At 51.6% G+C, this 25894-nt stretch carries 15 protein-coding genes; 7 read left to right on the top strand and 8 right to left on the bottom strand.

Annotated features, from left to right (window positions below):
• Positions 1-33: 33 nt before the first annotated feature.
• From CRP01_RS14600 to CRP01_RS14570, 7 genes are all read right to left on the bottom strand, one after another.
• The gene (locus tag CRP01_RS14600) at positions 34-2442 is read right to left on the bottom strand and encodes an ABC transporter permease (RefSeq protein ID WP_099150799.1); all 2409 of its coding nucleotides are present in this window, start codon (positions 2440-2442) and stop codon (positions 34-36) included.
• Between the two features lie 85 nt (positions 2443-2527).
• Entirely contained in the window at positions 2528-2959 is a 432-nt protein-coding gene (locus tag CRP01_RS14595; RefSeq protein WP_099150798.1) for a hypothetical protein, read from the bottom strand.
• Positions 2960-3120: 161 nt separating this feature from the next.
• Positions 3121-4155: an MlaD family protein gene (locus CRP01_RS14590; protein ID WP_099150797.1), complete on the bottom strand. Its 1035-nt coding sequence runs from the start codon at positions 4153-4155 to the stop codon at positions 3121-3123.
• A gap of 103 nt (positions 4156-4258) precedes the next feature.
• On the bottom strand, positions 4259-5035 hold the full coding sequence (locus tag CRP01_RS14585) for an ABC transporter ATP-binding protein (protein WP_233752684.1): 777 nt from the start codon (positions 5033-5035) through the stop codon (positions 4259-4261).
• A 5-nt stretch (positions 5036-5040) separates the two neighbouring features.
• Positions 5041-5823 carry an MlaE family ABC transporter permease gene (locus CRP01_RS14580; RefSeq protein WP_099150796.1) on the bottom strand — a complete coding sequence of 261 codons (783 nt, stop codon included), beginning with the start codon at positions 5821-5823 and terminating at the stop codon, positions 5041-5043.
• Positions 5824-6087: 264 nt separating this feature from the next.
• Positions 6088-6384, bottom strand: coding sequence for a ribosome hibernation-promoting factor, HPF/YfiA family (hpf, locus tag CRP01_RS14575; protein ID WP_099150795.1), 297 nt, complete (start codon positions 6382-6384; stop codon positions 6088-6090).
• Positions 6385-6764: 380 nt separating this feature from the next.
• Complete coding sequence (locus CRP01_RS14570; RefSeq protein WP_099150794.1) at positions 6765-8246, bottom strand: arylsulfatase; 1482 nt, start codon at positions 8244-8246, stop codon at positions 6765-6767.
• Positions 8247-8927: 681 nt separating this feature from the next.
• Here CRP01_RS14570 and CRP01_RS14565 point away from each other — a divergent pair.
• The 5 genes from CRP01_RS14565 to CRP01_RS14545 all read left to right on the top strand — a co-directional run bounded on the left by CRP01_RS14565 (position 8928) and on the right by CRP01_RS14545 (position 19581).
• Positions 8928-9209, top strand: a complete 282-nt coding sequence (locus CRP01_RS14565; protein ID WP_099150793.1) for a hypothetical protein — start codon at positions 8928-8930, stop codon at positions 9207-9209.
• Positions 9210-9316: 107 nt separating this feature from the next.
• Positions 9317-10684: a Dyp-type peroxidase gene (locus CRP01_RS14560; protein ID WP_099150792.1), complete on the top strand. Its 1368-nt coding sequence runs from the start codon at positions 9317-9319 to the stop codon at positions 10682-10684.
• Positions 10685-10840: 156 nt separating this feature from the next.
• A complete protein-coding gene (locus tag CRP01_RS14555; protein WP_170110374.1) occupies positions 10841-14869 on the top strand; it encodes a hybrid sensor histidine kinase/response regulator transcription factor in 4029 nt (1342 codons plus the stop codon).
• A 447-nt stretch (positions 14870-15316) separates the two neighbouring features.
• Positions 15317-17596, top strand: coding sequence for a hypothetical protein (locus CRP01_RS14550; protein WP_099150790.1), 2280 nt, complete (start codon positions 15317-15319; stop codon positions 17594-17596).
• Between the two features lie 125 nt (positions 17597-17721).
• Positions 17722-19581, top strand: coding sequence for a sulfatase family protein (locus tag CRP01_RS14545; protein ID WP_099150789.1), 1860 nt, complete (start codon positions 17722-17724; stop codon positions 19579-19581).
• Positions 19582-19749: 168 nt separating this feature from the next.
• Here CRP01_RS14545 and CRP01_RS14540 read toward each other — a convergent pair whose 3' ends face one another.
• Positions 19750-21366: an arylsulfatase gene (locus CRP01_RS14540; protein ID WP_394337763.1), complete on the bottom strand. Its 1617-nt coding sequence runs from the start codon at positions 21364-21366 to the stop codon at positions 19750-19752.
• Positions 21367-21550: 184 nt separating this feature from the next.
• On the opposite strand from CRP01_RS14540, the gene CRP01_RS14535 reads away from it, so the two are divergent.
• Together CRP01_RS14535 and CRP01_RS14530 are read left to right on the top strand one after the other, a co-directional pair.
• Positions 21551-23674: a beta-L-arabinofuranosidase domain-containing protein gene (locus CRP01_RS14535; protein WP_099150787.1), complete on the top strand. Its 2124-nt coding sequence runs from the start codon at positions 21551-21553 to the stop codon at positions 23672-23674.
• 38 nt (positions 23675-23712) lie between these two features.
• Complete coding sequence (locus tag CRP01_RS14530; RefSeq protein ID WP_099150786.1) at positions 23713-25746, top strand: glycoside hydrolase family 127 protein; 2034 nt, start codon at positions 23713-23715, stop codon at positions 25744-25746.
• The last annotated feature ends 148 nt before the right edge of the window (positions 25747-25894 follow it).

The raw sequence follows: 25894 nt of genomic DNA, 5'->3' as shown, positions 1-25894 counted from the left end.
GGCCTTATTTTTTTTGGGTATTCCGTCCGGAAGTTATTCGTACCGCAGCGACTCGACCGGATTGGCCCGCGCCGAACGAATGATGTGGTAACTGATGGTCAGCAGAGCGATCAGCAGGGCCATTATACCGCCCAAAATAAATACCCACCATTGAATATCGATGCGATAAGCAAAATTCTCCAGCCACCGTTGCATAAGGATCCAGGTGATGGGCGAAAAAACGATAAAGGCAATGAGGATCATGACTGCAAAGTTCCGGGAAAGTCCGCCCATGATGTGCCCCAGTGAGGCCCCAAGGATCTTGCGGATCCCGATCTCCTTCACCTTCCGCTCGGTCGTGATGGCCGCCAGTCCGAACAGCCCCATACAGGCGATGAAAATAGCCAGCAGCGCCATGATGGTCACCACCGACTCCATTTGCTGATCCGAGCGGTACAGTTCTTCGAAGTGTTCGTCCAGGAAGGTGTATTTGAAGGGCCAGCTGGGCACCATTTCGTTCCAGGTCCGCTCCACATCCCGTATGGCGGCCGGTATATTTTCCCCGCTGATCTTTACGGAGAGTTCCTCGTATCCCCAGTCCGGATGTACCACCAGAGCCAGGGTATTGATATCGTAGTGCAGCGAATTGAAGTTAAAGTCCTTCACCACGCCGATAATGGTGCCCAGCGTGTCGTCGGGATAATAGGAATGCCCGGCAGCCAGGCCGACCGGATTACCGACATTCAGTTCCTCGGCAAACGATTCGTTGATCACGAAAGCGTAATCCTTATCGGAGGCGTAATCGCGGGAGAATCCTCTCCCCTCTTTGAGTTCGATCTCGTATACGTCCAGATAGTCGTAATCCACATTGACGTTGCTCGGCGTAAGGCCGAAAATGGAATCGGTTTTAAGTTTAAATCCCCACTGGTGGAAATTGTTACCGATGCGCTGGCCGGCAGCCGTCACTCCGCGGACGTGGCTGCTTTTTTTCAACTCCTCTTTAAGCGTTTCGAAAACTTTATTGGCTTCATCGTTCATATCCACCAGCATGATGTGGTCCTTGTTAAAACCGATATCCTTATTCTTCATGAACCACAATTGCTGAACTACGATCAGCGTACTGATGATCATGCCGATGGCCAGACCGAACTGCAGCACCACCAGACCGCTGGTAAAGATCGAATTCCGGCTTTTTACGTTACCCCCTTTCAGTACCCGCACCGTGTCGTAGGAAGCCAGGTAGAAGGCAGGGTATATACCCGCCAGTAATCCGAGGGCCAGCGAAAGCGCAAAGGCCAGGATCAACAACAGCGGATGATCCAGGAAGTACAGCATCGAAAGCTCGCGGTCGATCAGGAGATTAAGCAGCGGAACGAAGCCCAGGTTGAGGATCAGAGCCAGCAAAAAAGCGGCTACGCCCAGAAGGACGGATTCAACGAGAAACTGGGAGAACAATTGCTTTTTCAGCGCCCCTACCGCTTTGCGTACGCCCACTTCCTTCCAGCGATGGGAAGCCCGGGCGATGATCAGATTCATAAAGTTGAAACCGGCGATCAATAGAATGAAGATGCCCACCAGGGCGAAAACCTTCAGGTAGGTACCGTTGAATTTGCGGTAATTCTGATAATCATGTTCCACATTCATGGAGGCCAGGTGAACGTCCGGTAGCGCCTGGTAATAGACCTGATAAAAGTCATTGACATTCCGGGCGCTTTCCGCGTCGGGCGGCATATAGCGCAGCAAAAATTCCGGCATCTTGCTTTCGAACGCCCGCATATCCGTACCGGCTTCCATCAAAAGATAGGTATTCATAAAATTGGAGCCGAACTGTTGGTTGAAATCCGGGTTCTCGCTGGTCACCGTGGGCATGGAGATCAGTACGTCAAACTGCAGATGGGAATTCTCCGGGGCATTTTCCAGCAGCCCGGTCACCCGGTAGGGCTTATCGCCCATGGTCAGGGACTCCCCTACCGGATCTTCGGAGCCGAAGAACTTGTCGGCTACTTCCTGCGTAATGAGCACGGTGTAGGGTTCGTTCAAAGCCGTTTTCCGATCTCCCGACAGCAGGGGAAAATCGAACATACGCAAAAAAGTACTGTCTACCATCACGGTTTTATCCACGAGGTAGCGCTGATCTCCGCGTTCGAACAAACGGCGGCCCCGGCCCCAGAATCGCGTATAGCCTTTTACTTCCGGGTAGTCCTTGTGCAGGTTGGGCCCCATACCCGGCATGGACAAGGCCACATGCTGGGTATTGGTACCGGGAAAGCTCTGGATCTCATTGAGCCGGTAGATCTGATCTTTTTGGGCGTGTAGGGCGTCAAAGCTCCGTTCGTCCTTGATAAACAAATAGACTACGAGGCAGGCGGCGATACCGAAAGCCAGGCTAAAGAGATTGATAAAAGTGGTTAGTTTGTTTTTCCAGCTGTTCCGGAGTGCAACTTTCAGGTAATTTCGAAACATAAAGAGAGGATTAAGTCAGGCAATAGAGTACAGGGTATACTCCAAAAGGACTTCCTCAGCTCTTTAAAGTTGCAGCCGTTCCGCTTTAATAAATCCGAATATTCCCCTTCAGGTCGATTTTCCTCAGAATATGTTGCTTCATGCGATCAAAACGACCGCAAAATTGCAGGTAAGCATTTTGGGCGGCCAGCAGTTGATCCATATCGGAAACCCCGTTTCCCTTGGAAAAATTATCGATGAGGCGGCTGAGAGAGGCCAGTTCCGGGCCGACCATGCGCTGAAAGCTCGTGGCGATCTCGGATTCCGGAGGCGTGGGTTTACGCCAGGAGAACCATTCGAGGAAATATTCGCCTTCCAGCTTGCGCTCATTCAGGTCGGTTTTCCAGTGCTGTAGTGCCAGGTGCAGGAACTTGTTTAAAGGTTGATTTGGAAGTTTTGTCTGGTCGGTAAATCCGTTTTTGGAGTTTACAATAGTCTGACCAGCTGATGCGTGTGGTTGGGTGGTTGATAAGGGCATGACTAAAATTTGGTTTTATTGAAGGTGATTGTAATTGTATACCTGCTGTGGTGGGGTTTAGAATAAAATTAGTCCTTTCTCTAATACCAACGGTTGGCAAACGCAACATATTTTCTTCCGAAACATGTTAAAGTTTCGCTTTTCATACTTCCTTGCTACTCTTATTCTTTCAAACTCTTCTTTTCAATTTTTTCCATTTTCCGGAAATACCCCCGGAATAAAAAATTGTGCCGCATAGCTTCCATGTTTTCTTTGAATCGCTCCGAACTTTCCTGAATATTAGCCAGGGTGACCTTCAGATCTGCGTCCATGACGGTATCGCGCAGGAGACTACCGATCGGCCCTTCTCCGGATTCGATACTTTCCAGCAGGGACTGGACACTACGGCTCGAACCGGCGATATTCCGGGAGGCATCTTCCAGATTAGCCACGATCGGACTGATGTCGCGGGACAACAGGCTATCCATGCGCAGGGAAACCCCTTCCACATTGGCCATTATGGTGGTATCGTACAACAGGCGATGGAGCAAACCGTCCCCGTCTTCCAGACCGGCCACCAAATTGTGCATCTCCGACCCCATTTCCCGGAGGGACCAGGTGGTGTATTTGAGATTGGCCACGGACTGACGCAGGTCGGCCGCCAGGCTTTCATCCTGCAACAGCATATTCATGGTTCCGCTTCCCTTGTTGATCTTTTCCGAGATCTTCAACAGTTGCAGCGAGAACAAGGCGATGTTCTCGTTCGTTTTGCCGAGCACTTCCAGCATGTCATCGGTGGCGATCCGGCTGTACGATTGGATAACATCCTGATCTTCCACCAGATCTGCCGCACCATTACCAACACTTTTCGGGCTGATATTCAGAATACGGTTGCCCACCAGGCCATCACTTCCGATACTGGCAACGGCATCCTTTTTAATATAATTTTGCATTTCCCGGTGGAGGGACATTACCACGGTCACCGTAGAATCCGAAGTGATCAGGATCTTCTTGACCGTACCGGCATCGATACCTGCATACCGGACATTATTGCCCGGCCGCAGTCCTTCTGCATTGTTGAATACCGCGTGGAGTTGAAAGGTGGGCTGAAAGAGATTCTGGTCATTACCGATGAAGTAGATCGCCACCACGAAAAGGACTACCGCCGTAGTGACGAACAGACCCAGCTTGAAGGTATTAACATGTTCCTTTCTCATGGGGCTTCCATTTTATTGAACTAAAAATGCGACGGCCGGAAGCTAATGTTCAGGCGCTGTCCGCATTATGCTTTGCACGCTGTCTGCTCCGTTTATCACCCGGCTATTTAAAAAAGGCCTGCACTTTCGGATCTTCGGACCGGTACAATTCTTCGTAAGTACCCTCGGCGTAATTGGTGCCTTCTACCAGAATAACCACCCGGTTCGAAATTACCCGGGCGCAGTCCATATCGTGGGTGATGATCAGAGCAGCGGTGTTGTATTTTTCCTGAATATCCATGATCAACTGGATGATCTCTTTGGACGTGATCGGATCCAGGCCACTGGTCGGTTCGTCGTAGAGGATCACCTTGGGTTTCAGGATCAGGGTCCTGGCCAGGGCGATCCGCCGCTTCATCCCGCCGGAGAGTTCTTCCGGCATCAGATCAATGGCCGATCCCAGTCCGACACTGTCCAGGGCTTCGCGGATCAGTTTTTCTTCGGCCTCCTCCCCCATTCTTTCCGGGTGACGGCGCAACGGGAATTCCAGATTTTCGCGTACCGTCATGGAGTCGTAAAGTGCGCTTCCCTGAAAGAGGAAGCCTACATCCACCCGCAACTGGTCCAGGGAATATTGATCAATGGCTTCCAGATTGTGTCCGAGCACTTCTATCTGTCCCTTATCGGCCTGCAATAAGCGGACGATACATTTCAAAAGAACAGATTTTCCGGAACCGGATTTCCCAATGATCACCACGTTTTCCCCTTCGTACAATTCCAGATCAAAGCCCCGGATCACCTGGTGATCACCGAAGGCCTTATGGATATCGCGTAAACGGATCAGCGGCGTTTGGGGGCCGCGTTTCCGGCGTTCTTCAACTGTTTGCATCGGGGCATTCATTGCATTTACAATTTGTAAAAAATATCCGCAACCAGGACGGCAATAAAGTCAATGATGAACAGCAGCATCGACGTCACCACTACGGCCGCATTCGCCGCCCGGCCCACACCGGCAGTTCCTTTCCGCGAATGATACCCTTTGTAGCAACCGACCAGGCCGATCGCAAATCCAAAAAAGAAGGATTTTATGGTGGCCGGCAACAGATCGCCGAACTGCAGGGAATCGAACACTTTGGTGAAATAAAGGCGGAAGGAAACATCTCCTTTCACGTATTCAACCAGGGAGGAACCGACCAGACCGATCGAATCGGCAATAATGACCAGTAAGGGCAGCATGACCACCGAGGCCAGGATGCGGGTCACCACCAGGTATTTGAAAGGATTGGTGCCGGACACTTCCATGGCCGCGATCTGCTCGGTGACTTTCATGGATCCCAATTCGGCACCCATACCCGAGCCGATCTTACCGGCACAGATCAGGGCCGTGATCACCGGACCGATCTCCCGGATAATGGCGATACCAACCATTGACGGCATCAGCCCCTCCGCTCCGAAATTCACCATCGTCGGCCGCGTTTGCAGGGTCAGCACCAGTCCCATGATGAAACCGGTTACTCCAACCAGCGGTAAAGACTGGTATCCGATCAGATAAGATTGTCGGACGAACTCCCGGAATTCGTAAGGCGGACGCCAGACTTCCCGGAAAAACCGTCCGGCAAAGAGGGAAACTTCTCCGATCTCGCGGAAAACGTTTCGCGTCGATCTCCAATATGCGACTTCCTGTTTCATGGCTATCGGATAATTTTGGAGGAGATCCAGACAGGTAGAAGCCCACCGGATTGGTAAACAGGCCGGTGGTGAGGCAACGATGGAAAGCATCTAATGCAAATGAATACTACCATTACTACAGGCTAAATTGGTTTCCTGCCTCCTGCTACTACCCGCTTTGCCTGCCGGTCAGCACCGATGATGCGGACCGGTTCCAGTGCTATACTGCCGGACCATAGATCCCACGGTAAAGTTCTACGTGATCTGATATCCTACGACAGCATACTAATGCTTGTTGAGTAGTTCTTTGCGCTTTATCAGTTGCCTTCTGATCTTATGGGTAGCTTCATTCAATGCTTTTTCAATCTCATCGGAATGAGCTGCCGCAAAAAGATCATTCTGCGGTATAGCCAACCGGATCTCTACGGTTTTCCCCCTTTCGGGATCGCTTTCATCATTTTTCAGATAAATATCGGCACGTTCGATCCGGTCGTAATAGGTCTCCAGTTTTTCAATACTTTCTTTGGCCAGGTTTTCAAACCATTCGTTCACTTGCCAGGGTGCATGGATCAAAACATTCATTTGGGTGTGATTTTTTATTGTTCGCTAATATGACAATGATAACGGCTTTTACCGTAGCCCCCGGTGATCTCTATCATACCATCCGGTGAAAATGATCAAAGAAAAAGTGAAGCTGGTACGAGGTAGTTAAAAAGGCAGATGCAGATCACCAGGCGGGAACTGGTGGAGAGCTATTCGGGTATTCCCAGGGGGGTTATTGATCCCGGAAAGTGGATCAGGCGAATGTGGTAAAGGAATGGCCGCTGACCCCGACGTTTCCAAATTCAAATCTTCAAAAATCAGTATTGTTCATGGTGTCATTTATCCGGCCATTCCGAGTGAGGACAATAAATAGGACTTTGGGGCAGCCGGAGATCCCTGCTGCACCCGTTTTTAGTCTTTTAGTCTTTCTGTAAATAGGTTCCCTGATTGAAGGTAAACACTTCGGAGGGCGTGCGGGCGGTGCGGAAGATTTCTTCCATTTCGGCCACTACTTCGGGGTGCTCCGCCGCAATGTTGTTATCCTCTCCGATGTCCTGGGAAAGATCGTAGAGTTCCATCGGCGCATCGGGTTCCTTGAGAACGTTGTATTTGACGCCCTTCCATTTGCCCTTGCGCGCGGCGATGCGACCGCCCCGTTCGTGAAACTCCCAGTAGAGGTATTCGTGTTGTTCCTGCCCGGGTTCTCCCAACAGCGTAGGCAGGAAAGAGACCCCGTCGATGTTTTCGGGTTCCTCCAGTCCGCTCAGTTGCGCGATTGTCGGGAAAAGGTCCCAGAATGCGGAAATATGGTCGGAACGAGAACCGGCCTGGATCTTACCCGGCCAGCTGGCAATGAACGGCACCCGGATACCGCCTTCGTACAGGTCCCGCTTTACGCCCCGCAGGGGGCCATTGCTGTCGAAGAATTCGGGATCAGCTCCACCCTCCTGGTGGGGTCCGTTATCCGAGGTGAACATGATGATGGTTTTCTCCGTCAGCCCCAGTTCTTCTACTTTGGCGACGATCTCCCCGACCTGTTTATCCAGGATCTCGATCATGGCGGCAAAGGCGGCGTGCGACTCGGCCTGCGACTCGTAAGGGCCCTGCCGGTATTTCGGTCCGTCGTCATAGCCTTCGTACACTTTTTCCGGCAGGAATTTGCCCCGGTATTTATCCATGATGGAGTCGGGAGCGATCAATTCGGCGTGCGGTATGATGGAAGGTACGTACAGGAAAAAAGGTTTATCCTGATTGGTGGTAATGAATTCCAGCACTTTTTCGTGGATCATATCCGGCGCGTAGTTTCCTTTGAGTTTGCCGGCATTCTCCTCCAGAATGATCGAATCCCGGTTGGACCACAGGTGGTGCGGATAATAATGGTGCCCCATGCGCTGACAGTTGTAACCGAAAAAAGTGTCGAAACCCTGGTTGACGGGATCACCTTCAGACCCCGGATATCCGAGCCCCCATTTTCCATACGCTCCGGTTACATAGCCGGCATCCTTCATCGCTTCGGCCAAGGTAAAGGTATTGTCCGGTATGGGATACTGTCCTTCCGGCTGCACCTCCTTGTTGCCCCGGACGAAAGTATGCCCGGTATGCTGCCCCGTCATCAGGGCAGAACGCGAAGGGGCACAGACCGTATTGCCGGAATAATGTTGGGTGAACAACATACCGCTTGCGGCCAGCTTGTCGATATTGGGAGTGGAAAAGAGGTCCTGCCCGTAACAGCTGAGGTCGCCGTATCCGAGGTCGTCGGCCAGGATGTAAATGATGTTGGGTTTACCGCTGTTGTCCGTGGTTTCAGTATCCGATCCCGCCTGATCTTCTCCGGTATTGCAGGCGGCCAGCAACAGCAGGAAACCCGCACCCAGCAGATTTTTTAAATAGTTGGTTTTCATAAATATTGTTTTGTTATCTCAGAGACTGTTTGAAAACTTCTGCTGCCGGAGAAAAACCCGGATTTTGCCGTTAATTGAAAGCTATTTTTTACTGCATAGCCCAGCTACGGAGTTAAAAATAGGTGCAAAGTGGCGGCAAAAGCCGCGTTTTGTAACCCAGTGAGAGGTTTTCAAACAGTCTCTAAGGCAGGTAAACTTCCGAAAAAATATGACAGCGTCAAAATCAAAAGATCCCGCCCGGGTCGATCCGTACTTTACTGCCCGACTTACAAGTGCCGGCCCGGGCATGGCTGAGCAAGGGACTACAGGTCTCCATTGTTTGCCTGAAATTTAAAGTTTCACCATTCCCAGTGCCTTCTTTAGGGCCTAAAGTTCTTTTGGAACGATTTCGAAAAATTTTCGAACGATTTCAAAACAGAGATTTGGGGTAAATTCTCAATTTGCAGCCAGTTGATTGACAGACACTTGCAAAACGGCTCGTAAACAATGGCCGGTCGGTCAGCTGATCAGTCACAGAATTTCGGGACCGGGACCGGTGCAATTACAAAATCAAAAAAATTGACCCGACCCGATACCGGATCTTACTAAAAAGACAGTTCTGCACTTAATCGGTCACCAGCAAACAGCAGAAAGATACAGCGCAATAAACACTACTGAACGTTACACTCAAAACGCACTAGCATGTCTTACACAAAAATTTCTAACCTGACATTCTCATCTGATGTCTTTTTCGAACCCGGTGTTAAATTTTACGAAGAGGACATTAACATTGTAAAAGCGAATAATGCGGCCACAAACAGTTTTGAACTGCGCAACGCCTCTTATTCCGAAAAAGGAAGTACCCAGCAAGCTATGGTCCTGATCGGTCTGGATGCGGACGACAATCCGCTGACCGCCCCTAACGACCTCGCCGTGGTGGGCTGCCCTCCCGGCAGAATCCCGGGTAAAGAGATAAACCCTTAAAACTACTTAACCCCTCCCCCTTACTTCAACCTGTTTTTCCCAGTTGTAGGCTTTTCGGAAAAAAGCTTAATCCCAGCTAGTATCATTTTCGTACAAACACTGAAACAATGCCGACCAAGCTGGAACGGATCAAGCCCTTTATTCAAGCGAACATCCTAAAAGGTCACGGTCGGAATTTTGCAAATTTCATCTTCCTCCGTTTTAAAGACAAAGCGGTTCGGGAAATTCGGAAAAAGATCCGTGATCTCGCCGAAAGCGGCATCACTTCCTCCAAAATTCAGGAAGACCGGGCCTCACAGTACAAAAAAACGCGCACTGTCAACCTGGACAAAACGGAAAGTAAGTCGATCGGACAGGACAGCACGGTCAGTTTTATGCTCACCGCCCTCGGGTTTGAGCAATTGGAACTGACCAGCCAATTGCCGAAAGACGAAGCTTTCCGACAGGGAATGAAGGGACGAAAATCCATTTTGAAGGACAATCACCGGTACTGGGATGGATACCCCCTGGCCGAGCGATTCTTCGGAGAGATCAGCGCCCTGATTATGGTTGCTAATGATGCACAGGATATCCTGGAGCGGGAAACCGGCAAACTGATCTCTGACTGGTCTCCGTATCTGGCAGCCCGCCCCTTTGTTGAAAAAGGCGCGCATTTGAAAAAGCAGTTTCCGGGCAGTGATCAGGCTATCCCGACGGATGTTTTCGGCTTTGCCGACGGACTGAGTCAACCGGACGTCAGCACCCTCGAGAATGCCCGGGAAGTCGTCCTTCACGAAGAAACGACCAAAGGACAATACGGAAGTTTTCTGGTTTTCAGAAAATTTCAGCAACACCTTGATAGATTCGACCGGCTGGTTAGTCGGCTGGTCGAGGAACTAAACCCCAGTGTGCCCTATCCACGGGAGTTTATTGAAGCGCAGATCATGGGACGGTTCAAGAACGGAACACCCCTGAATCTATCGGAAAAAGCCCTTCCGGCCTCTCACAATTGGAAGGATGTTGATTTTGACTATCAGTTGGATCGATTGGGACTCAAGTGCCCTTTCCATGCACATGTCAGAAAAATGAACCCCCGGAGCGGGGAATTTAACCAACTGAAACGTCGGATCATTCGAAGAAGTATTGCCTATGACCACGGTCCATTTGACCGGCAGCAACGCTTCGGAGGCCGGGGGCTTTTTTTTATTGCTTACCAGAAAAGCATTGCCGGACAATTCGAATATCTGCACGAACTCGGTAATGACACCACCACACGGACGGATGACGGTCGGGAGATCCCTGCCGGACCGGACCTGATAGTAAACTACCAGAAAAACGTAAACCCCAATGCCGGTATACCTCCCAGGTGGAATCGGGACTGGGGGAATGATGCCAGCGCAGCAGAAGCCCATCCGGCCTCTCTGCGGGATGCTATTGACTTACGTGGCGGAGCGTACTTCTACGTTCCGAGTTTGCCCTTTCTCCGAAACCTCTGAACATTAAAAAACCGGGCATCCTTTATCGTTAATCTTTCTTACTCTCAAATAAATCCCCGATATTTATTAAGTTTTCCAATTATTTATGAGTAATTAACTATCAACTAGTCGATGGATTTCAAAAGAGTTCCTGCTACCAGGTTTCGAGGGTATACTATGCTATGGCTATTGCTACTGGCATGGGGTTGCCTGGATGCGCAGAGTGATCTGTTTAACTTTCACCGACTGACGCCCCGACAGGGGTTGACTTCCGGCAACTGGAACTACTACGTCTACAAAGATTCCCGGGGTTTCGTCTGGGTCAGCTCGATCAACGGCCTCAACCGTTTTGACGGTACCAGTGTCCGGCAATACCTTCCCAACGAAGCCGATTCCTGCTCATTATCCCACAACAACATCCAGGGGCGAATATTCGAAGATCTCGACGGCAATATCTGGTTTTGTACGGTTGATGCCATTCATCAGTATATCCGTAAGGACGATTGTTTTAAAAAGCATCACATCTACTCTCCGAGCGGGGAGAAGATCGAGATTGGCTATCTGTTGCTCTACCTAGATCCCTATCAGATGGAATTATGGCTCACGGCCAAAAACGATTTGTACTTCTGGAAAATGGGCATCGGAGATCAGCCGGTGAAGGTACCAGACATCCCCCTGAGTATTAATACGGAGATTATTCAGCAGGATCAGACTACCAGTCGGTACACTTTTCTGAGTCCGGCAGGTGATAGCGGGCTGGCCATGCTCAATTTTCAGAATGGGAAATTAATAGATCAGCCACAAAACGAAAAAGTCTATTTTCCCCAGGAAAAGATCAATGCCATATACGCTGAAAATGAACGGGAGATCTGGCTGGGCACTAACCGGGGGATTGCATATTTCAATCTGGAAACCCTCGAACGAAGAGATTATCCGCTATCCTCCCCAGGGGAAGAAAAGGAAGTAGTTGATATTGCCCAACCGGCTCCGCATAAATTAATGGTCGCCACCAGAAAGCACGGCATCTACTTTTTCTATAAGGGATTAGAAAAGCCCAGCTATTCCCAAGCGATAAAATCCGCCAACGAGGACGGTGTCCTGGATTTTCATCCGGAGATCACCAAACTGTACGCGGACAATTCGGATAACGTCTGGATCTCCACCGACCACAACGGTATCTATTTCACCAATCTGGTGGCCCGTAAATTTGATTTCTGGCTGCAAAATGACCGGCAGTCGCCTTCCGGAAAAAGCATCGTCAAATCCATGACAGAAGACATCTTCGGTCGGATCTGGGCCCTGACGAACGAAGGAATTGTGGTGATGGACAACGGCGGGCAGGAGATCCACTTTTTTTCCAGTACGGATCATCCCGGACTGAAAGCAGAACCCCACCAGATCCGGGCCGATGCACAGAACAACATCTGGGTAACCAATAGAAACGGGCTGTTCCGGATCATCAACCGGCCTACACCGGCTTCGTTGCGGGGAGCCGGCCTGCAGGATTATCTGCACATAGAAAACCCCTATGCAATAGAATTCCTGCCGGACGGTGAGCTATTGGTCACTACCCTGCACGCGGGCATATACCAGGTAGACCCACAGACACCCGCAGATTCCGTGAAACTTTCCGCAAAGATCGGAGAGTCTATTTTTAGCTTTCGGGACAACCAGGGTCGGATCTACATCAACAATATGGATCAGGACCTATCGATCTTTACCTACGAAAATGAAAAATTGGATAGCTTAACGGCTCGCCCCTTCAAGCACCTGATCACCGGCATGGTAGAAGACCATAAACGGGATTGCCTGTGGATCTCCAGTCACGACGGCCTCTATTATATTCAACCTTCGGATCCTACATTCGAACTACGTAGAGCTGATTTCGAAGTAAAGAACCTAAGTGGTATCCTCCAGGATAAGGATGGAGAACTCTGGATCAGTTCTAAAGACGGACTGTATAACTTTAACCCGGAGTCCGGCAAATCGGTGAAATTTACGCTCTACCACGGCCTGCAGGGACTTGAGTTCATCGATTGGTCAGCGTTGGCGGCCCAGAAAGGTCGACTGTTTTTTGGAGGCACCAACGGTATCAACGTATTTTCCCCTACCCAGGTCTGGGTGAACGATCAGCCGCCTAGTCCCCTGATCACGGAGATACTCGTTAACGGACAGGAACTCAGTCCGGACCAAAAACGAGGGAATGCTAATGCCCAAAATGTCACGGAAATGGATCAGCTCACCCTGGGGCCGGGAGTGGATCGATTATCCTTTCGCTTTGCCTCTCCGGACTACGTCGATCCCGAGTCGAATGAATTTTGGATCAAACTGGTCGGGCTTGATCAGGATTCGGTCCGGGTTATGGCCAACTCTTCCATTCGCTTCACTAATCTGTCAGCCGATGATTACCAACTGATCGTATATCCCACCAATTCCGACGGCCGGATCGATCTCTTGAAAAAGAAGGTACTCGACATCCGGATCAAAGAGCATTGGTACAATACTACGGGGGCTTATATCCTATACATTTTGACTCTAGTGGGGGTATTTCTGGCCGTAAGATACGTGCTGAATAAAGTACGATCCGACAACAAGATGCGCAAGGAAGCCCAGAAGGAAAACAAACGCCTGCTGGAACTGGACGATTTCAAAACCCGCTTTTACACCAACGTATCCCACGAGTTCCGAACACCCCTCACCACTATACTGGGCATGGCGGATGAGATCAAATCCGATCCCGAAAAATGGTATTCGGACGGCATCCGGATGATCAAAAGGAACGGGCAGAAATTGCTGTATCTGGTCAACCAGATCCTGGATATTTCCAAGCTGGAATCGGGTGAAATGCCGCTCAACATGGTGCAGAGTGACATCGTGCTCTTTTTCCGCTACATCCTGGAACCCTTTCAGGTCTTGGCCGCTAAAAAGAAAATTACACTGCACTTTCTTTGCGATGAGAATAGCATAAATATGGATTATGATCCGGATAAGATCATGAAGATCCTGGACAACCTGTTGAAAAATGCCATAAAGTTCACGCCGGAAAATGGCCAGATCTATTTTCAGGTAAACCGGTCCGGGGATCAACTTGAGCTTTCCGTAAGGGATACCGGCATCGGCATTTCCAAAGACCATACGGATAAGGTATTCAAGCGTTTTTTCATTGTCGATCACGCAGATGCCGGTCAGGAAAAAGGGACCGGTATCGGCCTCGCTATCGTCCACGAGCTGGTAACCATGCTCGGAGGAACGGTAAGCGTGAAAAGTATTCTCCACCGGGGCACTACCTTCCGCGTATTGCTGCCCATCAGTAACGAAGCCCCCTGGCAGACCAAGAAAAATGAAGAACTGGGGCTATCCCCCAATGAAAACTGGGAACCCGCGCCGGGCATCATTACTAAAGACCAGCTCCTGGACCGGGAAGATGCTCCGATCGCGCTGGTAGTAGAGGATGATCACGATATTGCCAGCTACATCATTGCCTGTATTGACGACCGCTACCAGATCCGTTTCGCGTCCGACGGGGAGACGGCCTTTAATATTGCCTACAACCAGATCCCGGACATCATCATCAGTGATGTGATGATGCAGAAAATGGATGGTTTCGAATTGTGCGAACGCCTGAAGAACAATGAACTCACCAGCCACATCCCGGTCATCTTACTCACGGCCAAGGCCGATATGGCTTCCAAGTTATCGGGCCTGCATAAGGGTGCGGATGAATACCTGACTAAACCTTTTGAAAAAAGCGAGCTCCTGATCCGGATCAACAACCTCATCCGCCTGCGAAAATTGATGCAGGAAAAATATGCGAACGGCCGCATCACCGAAGAAGAAGCCGGTAAGCACGAAGCCGCAATGGCTCCCCCACCGGAGGAAGATGAGTTCATCAAAACTCTACGTGACGTCGAACTGGAACATCTCTCGGACGCCAACTTCGGTATTGAGCAGCTTTGTCATAAAATTGGTGTCAGCCGTTCCCAACTATACCGGAAGATCGACCAGTTGACCGGTCAACCGCTGGGGGAATTCCGCCGGCAGATCAAATTCAATGAGGCCAACCATTTACTGCTGAACACGGAAGAAACCATAGCCGAGATCGCTCACAAGGTAGGATTCAGCCGAACGAGCAGCTTTTCCTATGCCTATAAGCAGCATTTCGGCTACTCTCCCAGTGAGGCTCGCAAGAACGCGATAACGAACTGATTCGGGGGTTTATCCGGCGTTTTCGCCCGAAAAAGCGGTGAGTGGGCCGTAACTGAGATCATTTCGAAAGATTTTGGAATATTTTCTAAATAAGATTTTCGGTGCATTTTTCATTTTCACGGCACCGTAACAACTACACAGTCACTCAGCAGCAATCAGCAACTTCCTTCCCGAGCCCAGGCATAGGAGCACATTTCAAAGCGGGAAGGTCCTATCCCTGATTTGTCCCTCACTCCGGGCAAAGCGGGGAAAGTTGCCGGCGTACTACCTCTCAGACCCTCTGATTTCGTCCGGTTTTATCCCGGCGAAACAGCTATCAAAAACAGGTACATTCCTCTGTAATCTCTAACCCAAAGAGATCTTTCCGATTCGTTCCCCACCGGACGAACTGCGGATGGATCTGTAGTTTCAGGATTTATCCGAATTGATGTTAACCAAAGAAGCCTAATGGAAATGATCAGGATCCCCAGTGAATTATTGAATCGGCTGAACCCCAAGACTGGTTTCCTTACCCTCGGTAGTTACTACCGGCAGATCGGGCGTTACTTCGCCATCCCGCTCGAATGGCTACAGGCATTTTTCCGGGTCCTTTGGGCGTGTGGACTTCTCCTTTTGATCAGCTTCCTGGGCTTTTGGGTCTTTACGCAAACGACACAGGCCCGGGATGTTTTTTTAAGTATCGGCACCGACTACCAGCTTGCCGCCAGCGCCCCGGGTTTTATCTACCGCGGTCATCTGCCTTTTTTCTGGTCAACCCTTTTGTATAGCCTCCTGCTCTGGTACTCCGGAAGGATTGTACTCCATACAATCCACCTTTCCCGAACCGGAGAGCCGGCCTGGGATCGAAAAGTTATCTTTTTTAAAACCTGGCTCCCCCGCCTGTTCAGTTCGGTACCTTTCGCGGTGAATGCACTGGCGTTTGCCGCCGTCGACTTTCCCGCAGCGGTTTTATGGAACCTGGTGTTCAGTGCCGGCATTTTTCTCGTCCTGAGTTTTCGACTTACCTTCGTCCGCTTACTTCAATCTCTCCTGCCGGATCGCTTCACACCCGGCAACCAGATGGTCGGGACCGGCAGACGCCTGAATGAGATCGCAGCTGCCGGAACGCCTCTCTACCGGCTACCCGTACTGCCCTTCTTTCTATTGGGGGCACAACTTTTGGTCGGGATACTTTTCTCAATGGAGGTCAGCAAACCGGTCTGGACGGCTCTCGGAGCTCCGGCGATCTTTCAGCTGGCTTTGTCGGGGAGTCTGATGCTCATCGTTTTTGTCACCTTCTTAAATCACCGTTCTGCTTACCTTTTTTCCATCATCGCGGTGGCCGTTCTCACCTTGTTTAGCTTGAACAATCAGAAGCACGAGATCAATTTAATGGGTTCCCCGAGTACCGGCATTCAGCGGGAGGAGATCAACTACAATTTTTACAAATGGTTAGAGGAAAAAGTAAAAAACCGGCCATCGGATCAGGGTGAGCCATCCAGTATACCGGTATTCATTGTAGCGGCTGAAGGCGGGGGAAGTAAGGCGCTCAACTGGACGAGCCTGGTGATGGCACAACTCCGTTCGCTCCAAGACGATCACTTTTCCGAACATATTTACGCCCTTACCGGAACTTCCGGCGGTGCCGGTGGCCTCATTTTTGATCAGGCACTGAATCGCGATCGGAATGCAGATCGGTCATCCGGGGCAAATTTGACGGAACCACATCTCCAGTCACTCGACGACGATCTGCTCACGCCACTTACCGGCTCCCTGTGTTATCCGGATATGATCCAGCGCCTTCTGCCCATTAGTGTCAACCGGCTGGACCGGACGCGGTGCCTGGAGGAAAGCTGGGAGGAAACCTACCGGAATAGCTTTCGCGGAGCCGGGTATTCCCTCAATAATGCTTTTCTCAGTCTCTGGCGAAACCAGGACAAGCGGGAGCCGGTTCTTCAAATACCCAACCTGCTTTTAAATACCTGTAAATCGGGCACCTACGAAAAAATGATCATTTCCAATCTCAAGCTTTCCTCTAATTATTTCCCCGAAACCATTGATTTTCACGATCAGGTACAACAGGACATCTCCCTAAAAACCGCCGCCGCAATCACTGCCAAATATCCATTTCTGCGTTCATCCGGAAAAATTTGCTCCGGGCAGGGAGATCAAGCAAGCCGGAAATGTCTGGAAGTCACCGACGCCGGTTTTCAGGATAACAGCAGTCTGCAAACCGCCGTCCAGTTGTTGCTATTGATGAAGGAAAGCAGTCTGACGTTCCAATCCGAGACCGGTAACCGTGTAAAACTGGGCCTGATCTATATCCGAAACTCCGAAGATCACCGCCGCAAAAATACCCCGCATGATGATCGCGCATGGGATAGTCGCGGAATCGTCGGCCAGGAAATAAAAGACCATCCGGAGGTTACCGTCGATCTGATCCAGCGTTTATCCAAACCGGAGCTGCTCGATTTCGATTTTTTCCAGTTTACCCTCAATCAGGAACCTACCGTTTCCGCGACGGCAAGTGGTCAGCCCTGGAATAAAGGTCAGCAGCGAACCGTACCGATCCCGGACGGCTGGTATCTCTCCAAAACCGCCAAAGCGGAGATATTGAAACAGGCCAAACAGATATCCTATTCTCCCGAGGAGATCATCCGACAATTTCCGGATCAAACGATCCAGGATAAAACGGCCATCCAAAACGCACTGAATTTCGAACGCCTGCGCGGCTCCCTGACCAATTGAGTCTTTCGCTTATCATTTCCGTTTTGTTCCGGAAATTCCCGGCCAAAAGCAGCGCCGGTTCGGTTAATCGGGCCTAATTTTAGGCCGGCACATTTAGTAGCCTGCAAACAAAACGAAAACTGATCATGAATAAGCTGATTACCATCCTGCTGCTGTTCCTCTGCGGAACCTCTTCCCAGAATGGCTTTGCCCAGAAGAAAAGTCCGAATATCCTCTGGCTCGTAGTTGAGGACCTGAGTCCGTACTTTTCATTTTACGGCAACCCCTACACAAATACGCCAACCCTGGACGAACTGGCGGCCGAAAGCATCGTATTTACCAATGCCTTTTCCAACGGGGCGCAGTGCTCACCGGCGCGGTCTACCCTTATTTCCGGTATCTACGCGCCAATGCTCGCAACGGACTGGCACCGCGAGGCACGGGCCGTTCCCGAGCAATTCTATTTTCCGAAGTATTTGCAGGAAGCCGGCTACTATTGCACCAATAGCAGCAAGAGGGATTACAATGCCAGTAATCCTCCGCAGGGGATCTGGAATGATTCGAGTAATAAGGCCAGTTACGTCGACCGGCCGGATAAGGAACAGCCCTTCTTTGCGGTCTTCAATTACGGTGGGACCCACACCAAACGGATCGCAACGCGTAATGTAGAGGGCCGGAGTCCGCGCCGAACCGATCCCGCCCGGGTGGAACTCCCGCCCTATCTCCCGGACGAAGCCTGGATCCGGGATGACCTGGCCTGGCACTATGATGCCGTTACCGAAATGGATGCCTGGGTGAAGAGCAAGCTGGAGGAACTGGAAGCTTCCGGCGAGGCAGATAACACCATCGTTTTTTTCTATTCGGATCACGGCGGCTGTCTGCCCCGCGCCAAAGCATTTGTCTACGAGACCGGCACGCAGATACCGCTGGTCGTTCATTTCCCCAAGAAGCTAAAACGGCTGGCTGGGGTCAAAACGCCATCCCGCGACGATCGCCTGGTTGGTTTTATCGACTTTGCACCTACACTTTTCAATCTGATCGGAATGGAAGCTCCCGGTTTTATGATGGGGCAGGCATTTCTGGGACGCAAACAACCCCAGCCGAAGTCCCGCCTTTTCCTGTACCGGGCCAACCAGGAGCAGAGTTTCATTCCTTCCCGGGCCTGGACGGATGGACGCTACCGGCTCATCTGGAATTTCAATACGGCGTATCCGAACGGTGCCAGACAGTCTTACCAGTGGCAAATGCCATCCTATCAGGCCTGGGACCGGGCCCATCTGGAAGGAAAAACCGACGGTATCGAGAACCGCTTCTGGGAGCCCATGACCGCTCTGGAGTTTTACGATACCGACCAGGATCCCTACGAGGTAAATAACCTGGTGAACGATCCGGCCCAGCGGGAAAGAGTCTCCCAGATGCTCAAGGAACTGATGGATTTCATGATCGATAATAAGGATCTCGGGCTCTACCCCTGGTCCATGCGGCACCGGGAGGACGCAACGCCCTTCTACGAATCCGTCCGGCTCAGCGGGCAGGATGTCGCTTCCGTGATCCGGGCGGCTGCGCTGGCCAGTATTGCCGGCCCCGCAGACCTGCCGGCCCTGGAAGACCTGCTGAACAATACCGATCCGGCCATCCAGTACTGGGCCGCGCGGGGTGTTTTGCAAATGCTCGAAAAAGGTATGATCACCCAGATCCCCGGCGGCATATTGCGCATTTTCGGCGACGAAGCTGCCAATACCGAACTGCGACTGGCCTGTGCGGAGGTCATGGTCAAACACGGCAATGACCGGGATGCGTTGTATTACATCGTCGATCAGGTGGAAGCGGATTATTACATCGCTTACGCTACGCTGCAAAATCTCGGGGCCTCCGCGAAACCGGCAGCATCGCGCCTGATCCAACTGCTCGATAAAGAAGGATTAAAACATTTCCACATCCGCTCGGCCCTGATCAATACCGGCCATCTGGATTATAAGGGCATTTATCCGGCAGGAGGCGAATAGCCCGAAAGAGATAGAAGAGCGGTAGTTTAAGGAGATCCGGCAGAGGTACCGGATCGGATGTCCCGGTACTTCTATTCATGACGTGATTTGGTTTGGCCCTGACCGGGTTTGATACATCAGGACCAAACCAATATTACGTCAGTATAACTCCCCAGCAGAGCAGGGGCATCAGTGCCGGGCCTTGCGTTTCGCGCCCAGTTCTTTCCGGATCGTTTGGATCTCTTCCCACGGAAGTACCTGATGTTCTTTTGCCCAGGCATGGTACAGGTCCGCCATTTCCCGTCTTTTTTCGGTCATGGTCTCCGCCAGGTCGTTCATTTCCGTTCGGTCCTTTTCCAGATCGTAGAGTTCCCAGTTGTCGGTGCGATCCTTATCCCATTTCATCACGAGTTTGTATTTGCCCAGGCGCACGGCTTTGTTGCCTTCGTGCTCCCAAAAGATCGGTTCCTCGTGGATGGGACCTTCGCCGCCCCGGATCACGGGCACCATACTTTTACCGGCCAGAGGAGCGATCTGGTGCCCTGCGTATGTTTCCGGATAATCCGCCTCCGCTACGTCCAGAAAGGTGGCCATAATATCGGGCAGGAATCCATGTTCCCGGATCATCTGCCCCCGCCGGTCGGGATCGATCCCCTGCGGCCAGTGCACGATCATGGGCGTAGCCATGCCCCCTTCGTGCAGCCAGTGCTTATAAAGCCGGTAGGGCGTATTGGAGGCATTTGCCCAGGCCCGGCCGTAAGACAAAACGTAGCCTTCTTTTGTACCCAGTTGCTCTTTGGGGCCGCTGCCCAGTTCGGCGAACTCAGCGCAGGCGCCATTATCATTTAAAAATACGATCAGGGTATTTTCGAGTAAGGCGTTCTGTTCAAGATAGGTCACCAATCTGCCGATATTCTGGTCCATGCGGTCCACCATGCCGGCGTAGATGGCCATGCGCAGGTCCATTTCTTCCTGCTGCTCTACGTTCAGGCTATCCCAGGCGCGGGCATCCCTTGGGCTGAGTGGCCAGTCGGGATCGATCAGCCCCATTTCCTGCATCCGTGCGTACCGCTCTTCGCGCAATTTATCCCAACCCTTTCGGTATTTCCCCCGGTACTTTTCAATTTCCTCGGTCGGCGCATTCAGGGGCCAGTGGGGAGCATTGTAGGCCAGATATAAGAAAAAAGGCTGTTCCTTATCTTCGCTATGAGCTTCCCCGATAAACTGCATGGCGTAATCGGTAAAGGCATCGGTTGTATAGAAATTGTCATCGGTAATGGTGAGGGTATCATTGCCGTAGGTAATCCCCCGGGGATGGACCGGTTTAAAAAAATTGGCCGCACCCGGAACGATACCGTAAAATTTCTCGAAGCCGCGCTGCAGCGGCCATTGCTCCTGTTTGTGGTAACCCAGGTGCCACTTTCCGGTCATCATCGTCCGGTAGCCCGACTGTCCCAGAGCTTCTCCAATCGTAACGCAATTCCGGTTGAGCGCACCGCGGTATCCCGGTAGCTCGTAATCGTGCCCCAGGGGGTTATTCGGCGGATTTGTCATGTGCCCGATGCCCGTTTGGTGCGGGTAGCAGCCGGTAAGCAGCGACGCACGGGTTGGGCAGCAGCGGGCGGTATTGTAAAACTGAGTAAAGCGGACGCCGTTGGCTGCCAGGCGATCGAGATTTGGGGTTTGGATCTCCCCTCCGAAACAGCCGATATCGGAATACCCCATATCGTCCGACATGATCAAAATAATGTTGGGTCGCTGATCCGCCGATCCGTTTTCGGAGCAGGCCGCAAAAACCAACAGCATCAAAAGTGGGAATAATCGCAGTGGAGGTAAGGTCATAGTCAACAGGTGTTTTTTTGCTAACGGAAGGTTATTGATTTTCGGTAAAGAGGACTTGCTCATTTGTACAAATACTTACACCTCTTCCAATTTTTTCCTATCATTATGAAACAAAACTTACGAAAAACAAATCTTGCTTCCGCAAAGTATGAAATATCCAACTTACCTGCTTTTGGTACTGCTGACCATCTTTTCCTGCCGGGATGCTACAAGCCCGGAAGGTGGATCACCCACCGAAGCGAACGGGTCTTCGGCGCACTATCTCCAAAACCGTGCTCCCCTCATTCAGAAGCCTTATCTGGAATTACCGCTGGGCAGTATTAGGCCCCGCGGCTGGCTGCTCACGCAACTGAACAGCATGAAAACCGGCCTGACCGGGCAACTGGATTCCATCTATCCGGAAGTGGTCGGCCCGCGCAACGGCTGGCTCGGCGGCGACGGTGACGGCTGGGAACGTGGCCCCTACTGGATAGACGGCCTGCTACCGCTTGCCTATATCCTCAAGGATGAAGCCCTGCAGCAAAAAGCACTGAAGTGGGTGAACTGGACCCTGGACAACCAGGATACATCCGGCTATATCGGTCCGGTTCCCTTTGCGGAAACCCCGGAGAATGAACCGGGACTCCAGCGGGGTGCCCGCCGGGACTGGTGGCCCAAAATGGTGATGTTGAAGATCCTGCAGCAGTATTATTCGGCAACGGGCGACGAACGCGTGATCGACTGTCTGACAAAATATTTTAAATACCAATTGGAAGAATTACCCGCTACCCCTTTGGACCATCTGACGCTCTGGGCCAACCGGCGCGGCGGCGATAACCTGCAGGTGGTTTACTGGCTGTACAATATTACCGGCGACGAATTTCTACTGGAACTCGGGGACCTGATCTACGAGCAAACCTTTCCCTGGACCACCATCTTTTCCAATCCGGAAAATTATAACGATCCGGTTACGCCCTGGCATTACAGCCGGCTGAAACGCTATCCCTTCGATACTACGGAGATCAATGCGCTGACGGTATCCAAGCTAGGCGGCATGCATTGTGTCAACTTCGCTCAGGGATTGAAACAGCCGGTCATCTACTACCAGAAGGATCAGGATGAGCGATACGTCAATGCCGTAAAGAAGGCGCTCCGGGACGTCAAAAAATACCACGGTCAGCCGCAGGGTATGTACGGCGGAGACGAACCGCTACACGGCACCAATCCGGTCCAGGGTATTGAATTCTGCTCCGTCGCCGAAGAAATGTATTCCCTCGAATCCATGCTGACCATTACCGGCGATATGGCTTTTGCCGATCAGTTGGAGAAGATCGTCTACAATGCTCTACCGACGCAGGCTACCGACGATTTTACCGCGCGGCAGTATTTCCAGGCAGCCAATCAGGTGGAACTGTCCAATCGCCTGGAAACCTCTTTCGAAAATAATCACCACCGGGGAACGGACTTTGTTTTTGGCACCCTCACCGGTTATCCCTGCTGCACGACGAACATGCACCAGTCCTGGCCCAAATACGTACAGAACCTGTATTACGCTACGCCCGATCGTGGCGTGGCGGCCCTGCTCTACGCTCCGAGTAGCGTAAGCCTGCAGGTGGCCGACGGCCGGCAACTGACCATCGAACAGGAAACCGGTTTCCCCTTTCGCGAAACGGTCCGTTTCCGGATCAGTCTGGACCAGCCGGCCCGTTTTCCGTTTCACCTGCGGATACCCGCATGGACGCAGGATGCCGTGATCAGGGTCAACGACACCGTTTGGGAAGCAGAGATACAGGATGGTATTGCCGTAGTGGACCGGGATTGGCAGGAGGGCGACCAACTGGAGCTGACCCTGCCCATGACGCTACGCTCGTCCGTATGGCACGAATTTTCCCAGACCATTGAAAGAGGGCCGCTCGTTTATTCACTTCGTATCCGGGGTGAGGAGAAGTCAAAGGATCTCGGCGACCGCTACCGGGCCTTTACGGAAATTTATCCGGTCGACCGGTGGAACTACGGCCTGGTAGCCAGCGAATTGGCTGATCTGTCGGCCAATATTCAGGTGGTGGAAAAGGAATGGGATGGCCGGTATCCCTGGAATCTGGAAAATGCTCCGATCGAGCTGCATTTGCAGGGGATCAGCTTACCCGAATGGGAACTGACGAAAGGTGCTCCCTACTTTCCGGGCTTTTGGGGTCGATATACGAAGAACGATCCGCCGCGGGAAGAGATCACTCTGGTTCCTTACGGCTGTACCACGCTGCGGATCACGGAATTTCCGGTCTACGACCTCTAGCGGTCTTTTCAATACAGCATGAAAATTAAAACAATGTTATGAAAAAATACAAATTTTATATAAAAATACATTTACTCATTTTGTTGGCAGCGTTTTCGTTTTCTGCCTGTCAAACTACGGAAGAACCGGAAGAGGAAGCGACACCCGTTGCCAACAATATCCCCCTGGAACCGATCCCCTTCAACGAAGTGGGGCTGACGGATGATTTCTGGCGTCCCCGACTGGAAACCCAGATCCACACGCTGGTCCCTTTTGCATTGGAAAAGACCCAACCGGCGGTCGATAACCTGGAAAAAGCCGGTAAGTACCTGCGCGGAGATACTTCCGACCTTCCCTTTACCCACCGGTACATTTCATCGGACCTATACAAAGTCATGGAAGGAGCCGCCTATCTGTTGATGATCAATGACGATCCGGAACTGGAGCGAAAATTGGATCGGATCATCGATATCATTGCCGCGGCCCAGCGGGAAGATGGCTATCTCTATGTAGCGCACACCGCGGGAGTTGCCGATCCGGCCAACATGGGTGAAAGACCGTACGATTATGTCGTGCACAGTCACGAACTCTACAACATGGGTCACATGTACGAAGCAGCCATCGCTTACTACCGGGCCACCGGCAAGGATAAGTGGCTGAAAGTTGCGGAGAAGAATGCCCAGCACATCAATCGGGTATTTTTTGATGGGGACCCGAATTACAATGACGGAAAACCGGTCAACCAGGCTCCCGGCCACCAGGAACTGGAACTGGCGCTGGCCAAATTGTATCGCGTTACCGGCAATGAACTCTATCTGAATATGGCCGAAAAATTCCTGGATATCCGGGGAGTAAGCTATCGTCCGGAAGGCGAACAATACATGTCGCCTACTTACGCCCAACAACACCTTCCGGTAACGGAACAAAGCGAGGCTGTGGGTCACGCCGTGCGCGCGGCCTATATGTATTCCGGGATGGCGGATGTCGGAGCCCTGAAGGGTACCCAAAAATACAGCGCAGCCCTGGACCGGATCTGGAACAACATCGTCAATACGAAAATGCATATCACCGGAGGTTTGGGCGCCATGCACGGGATCGAAGGTTTTGGTCCTGCCTACGAACTTCCGAATAAAGAAGCCTACAACGAGACCTGCGCGGCGGTGGGCAATGTGATGTTCAATTACCGGATGTTCCTGCTCACCCGGGATGCCAAATACGTGGATGTGGCCGAGGTAGCCCTCTACAACAATGTACTGGCCGGCGTAAATCTGGAAGGGAACCGCTTTTTTTACGTCAATCCGCTGGAAGCCGACGGCGAGACGGAATTCAATCACGGCCAGGCCGGGCGCTCACCCTGGTTCAATACGGCCTGCTGTCCTTCCAATCTGGCGCGTCTGATCCCCCAGGTGCCCGGCATGATCTACTCCCATGCGGGCAATGACGTTTTCGTAACGCTCTACGCCGGCAGTGAGACCAACCTGCCGTTACCCGGGGGCAGGGTCACGCTTCGTCAGCAGACCTCCTACCCTTTTGAGGAGCAGGTTCGCTTTTCCATCGAATCACAAGGTCCTGTAACCTTTAAACTCCACCTCCGGATCCCCACCTGGACGCAGGATCAGTTGGTGCCCGGCGCACTTTACCACTACGCGAACGATCAGGCCGCCGCCTGGCAAGTCAAGGTGAACGGAAAGGTCGTGGAGCCCGCCCTGGAACGCGGATTTATTTCCCTGGAAAGGAATTGGGAGAAAGGCGATCAGATCGAACTGTCGCTGCCGATGCCGGTGCGTTTTAATACGGCCATTGATTCCGTGGCGGCCGATCGCCATAAGGTAGCGATCAGTAAGGGACCGCTGGTGTATGCCGCCGAGGGGGTGGATAACCGCAAACCGCTCACGGAATATCACTTTACGGGAATGCCCCAGGTTGGGGAGATCATTACCACTACCATCGAGGAAGGTGTGTTAGAACGCATTCAGCAGATCTCGCTGCCCGCCAATAAACTGGAAGAGCCGGCTACGCTGAATCTCATCCCCTATTACGCCTGGAATAATCGCGGTAACGATGAAATGCAGGTCTGGTTTCCACTGGAGTGAAGCCTTATCCCGGAAACCCTAAAACAAAAGCAGCGATCCTTGGCATGGAACCGCTGCGATATTCAATAGTTTATGGAAATAATTCTTGAGTGACTGTCCGGATCTGAACGTGCACTGCTTTAATTTTTTCTGGTGTTCAGGTGAGTAA

It is taken from the genome of Flavilitoribacter nigricans DSM 23189 = NBRC 102662 (genome assembly GCF_002646595.1).
Lineage (GTDB): Bacteria > Bacteroidota > Bacteroidia > Chitinophagales > Saprospiraceae > Flavilitoribacter > Flavilitoribacter nigricans.
The sequence above is the reverse complement of the archived record's forward strand: the minus strand, read 5'-3'. Positions and strand labels throughout refer to the sequence as shown.

Excerpts from the sequence above, each read along its gene's own strand:
- CRP01_RS14600 (WP_099150799.1), bottom strand. The coding sequence starts at position 2,442 with ATGTTTCGAAATTACCTGAAAGTTGCACTCCGGAACAGCTGGAAAAAC.
- CRP01_RS14595 (WP_099150798.1), bottom strand. The coding sequence starts at position 2,959 with ATGCCCTTATCAACCACCCAACCACACGCATCAGCTGGTCAGACTATT.
- CRP01_RS14590 (WP_099150797.1), bottom strand. The coding sequence starts at position 4,155 with ATGAGAAAGGAACATGTTAATACCTTCAAGCTGGGTCTGTTCGTCACT.
- CRP01_RS14585 (WP_233752684.1), bottom strand. The coding sequence starts at position 5,035 with ATGAATGCCCCGATGCAAACAGTTGAAGAACGCCGGAAACGCGGCCCC.
- CRP01_RS14580 (WP_099150796.1), bottom strand. The coding sequence starts at position 5,823 with ATGAAACAGGAAGTCGCATATTGGAGATCGACGCGAAACGTTTTCCGC.
- hpf (WP_099150795.1), bottom strand. The coding sequence starts at position 6,384 with ATGAATGTTTTGATCCATGCACCCTGGCAAGTGAACGAATGGTTTGAA.
- CRP01_RS14570 (WP_099150794.1), bottom strand. The coding sequence starts at position 8,246 with ATGAAAACCAACTATTTAAAAAATCTGCTGGGTGCGGGTTTCCTGCTG.
- CRP01_RS14565 (WP_099150793.1), top strand. The coding sequence starts at position 8,928 with ATGTCTTACACAAAAATTTCTAACCTGACATTCTCATCTGATGTCTTT.
- CRP01_RS14560 (WP_099150792.1), top strand. The coding sequence starts at position 9,317 with ATGCCGACCAAGCTGGAACGGATCAAGCCCTTTATTCAAGCGAACATC.
- CRP01_RS14555 (WP_170110374.1), top strand. The coding sequence starts at position 10,841 with ATGCTATGGCTATTGCTACTGGCATGGGGTTGCCTGGATGCGCAGAGT.
- CRP01_RS14550 (WP_099150790.1), top strand. The coding sequence starts at position 15,317 with ATGGAAATGATCAGGATCCCCAGTGAATTATTGAATCGGCTGAACCCC.
- CRP01_RS14545 (WP_099150789.1), top strand. The coding sequence starts at position 17,722 with ATGAATAAGCTGATTACCATCCTGCTGCTGTTCCTCTGCGGAACCTCT.
- CRP01_RS14540 (WP_394337763.1), bottom strand. The coding sequence starts at position 21,366 with ATGCTGTTGGTTTTTGCGGCCTGCTCCGAAAACGGATCGGCGGATCAG.
- CRP01_RS14535 (WP_099150787.1), top strand. The coding sequence starts at position 21,551 with ATGAAATATCCAACTTACCTGCTTTTGGTACTGCTGACCATCTTTTCC.
- CRP01_RS14530 (WP_099150786.1), top strand. The coding sequence starts at position 23,713 with ATGAAAAAATACAAATTTTATATAAAAATACATTTACTCATTTTGTTG.